Origin of the sequence: Rhodobacter capsulatus, from assembly GCF_005144475.1 — a bacterium.
Lineage (GTDB): Bacteria > Pseudomonadota > Alphaproteobacteria > Rhodobacterales > Rhodobacteraceae > Rhodobacter > Rhodobacter capsulatus_C.
Genome location: NZ_SWJZ01000166.1, coordinates 1 through 2,008 on the forward strand (window position 1 = coordinate 1; position 2,008 = coordinate 2,008).

At 65.4% G+C, this 2,008-nt stretch carries 1 protein-coding gene; it reads left to right on the top strand.

From position 1 onward, the window contains the following. Positions 1–13: 13 nt before the first annotated feature. Positions 14–2,008, top strand: a 1,995-nt coding sequence (locus tag FBT96_RS20470; RefSeq protein ID WP_136909939.1) for a ParB/RepB/Spo0J family partition protein, incomplete at its 3' end; no start/stop codon positions are given.

A 2,008-nucleotide genomic window follows, 5' to 3' on the forward strand; every position in this document is an offset into this window, starting at 1 on the left:
CGGAGAAGATCTGATGGCGAAAGCTGCCCAGAAAATCACCCTGTCCCCCTCGCGAGACATCCCCTTCGACAAGCTCGTGTTGAGCCAGTCCAATGTCCGGCGCATCAAGGCGGGTGTTTCGGTCGAGGAACTGGCCGAGGATATTGCCCGCCGTGGACTCCTGCAGAGCTTGAACGTCCGTCCCGTGCTTGATGCCGAAGGTGTCGAAACCGGCATGTTTGAAATCCCGGCCGGTGGGCGCCGGTTCCAGGCGCTTTCGCTACTGGTCAAGCAAAAGCGGCTGGCGAAGACCGCGCCGATCCCCTGCATCCTGCGTGACGCCACGTCCGATATCCTTGCCGAGGATGACTCGCTCGCGGAGAACATGCAGCGTGTGGCGCTGCACCCGCTCGACCAGTTTCGCGCTTTCGCGGAATTGCGGGCGAAAGGTCAGGGCGAGGAAGAAATCGCTGCCGCCTTCTTCGTCACGCCTCAGATCGTCAAGCAACGTCTGCGGCTCGCCTCCGTGGCCCCTGCCCTGCTCGAGGCCTATGCCGAAGACGGCATGACGCTCGAGCAGCTCATGGCTTTCACCGTGAACGAAGATCACGATCGCCAGATCCAGGTCTGGGATGCGGTGCGGAACTCCTGGAACCGCGAGCCGCACATGATCCGGCGGATGCTGACCGAAACCGCGGTGCGGGCTGACGATCGCCGCGCGATTTTCGTCGGTGTCGAGGCCTATGAAGCGGCCGGCGGCATCCTCATGCGCGATCTCTTTCAGGAAGCGCATGAAGGGTGGCTCGAGTCCCCTGCCCTTCTCGATCAGCTCGTCAGCGCAAAACTCCAGACGGAGGCCGAAGCGCTTGCCGCCGAAGGCTGGAAGTGGATCGAAGTGGCGACCGATCTGCCCTATGGCTACAGCCACGGGCTGCGGCGACTGGTGGGCGATCCGGCGCCGATGAGCGGGGAGGAAAGCGCCACGCATGCCGCGCTGCTCTCCGAGTATCGTTCGCTGGAAGACGAATACTCCGGGCGGGACGATTACCCCGAGGAGATCGACGCCCGCCTTGGGGAGATCGAACGGGCGATGGAACGCCTTGAGCATCGCCCGCTGATCTTCGATCCGGCCGAGGCCAGCCGCGCTGGGGTCTTCGTGACCGTCGATCGGGATGGCCGCCTCGCGGTCTATCGCGGCTATGTCCGGCCCGAGGACGAGCCGAGCGAGGAGACTGCGGCTCAGGATGCTGAAGGTGCTGAGGCGATGGGGCAGGGGGGCGACGCGGATGGCGGCGGCTGGCAGCGGAGCGCAACCGTCATCACCTCGGGCGGTCAGCCCCTCGGAGGGGAACTTCCCGACGAAGAGGAGGAGGGTGCGCTGAAGCCGCTGCCCGAGCGGTTGGTCATGGAGATGACCGCCCACCGGACGCTCGCCCTGCGTGAGGCCATCGGGCGCTCGCCCGACGTTGCGCTGACGCTCCTGCTGCTGAAGCTCGTGACGGACACGTTCCGCACCTCCAATGCCTCGGGCAGTTGTCTCGAGGCCTCGGTGCGCCACGTTTTCATGTCGGCACAGGCTCCCGATCTGAAGGACAGCGTGGTGGCGAAGCTGGTCCATGAGCGCCACGCTGCGTGGGAGGCCGACCTGCCCCTTGGCGACGATGCCGCGCTCTGGGATTATCTGACGGTGCTCGACCAGGGCAGCCGTCTGGCGCTCCTCGCGCATTGCCTCAGCTTCGGGATCAACGCGCTGCATGAGAAGGTGAACCCCTATGGCGCGGGCATCTCCGCCAGCGGTTTGACCCGCCGCATGGCGCATGCCGATCTCGTGGCCCGTGCGGTGGATCTCGACATGGTCGAGGCTGGGTGGGAACCCACGGTCGATGGCTATCTCAACCGCGTGCCCAAGGCTCGCATCCTTGAGGCCGTGCGCGAGGCGAAAGGGGAGGGGACCGCTCAACTTCTCGACCACCTCAAGAAGGGCGAAATGGCCATCGAGGCCGAGCGGCTGCTCAAGGGCAGCGGCTGG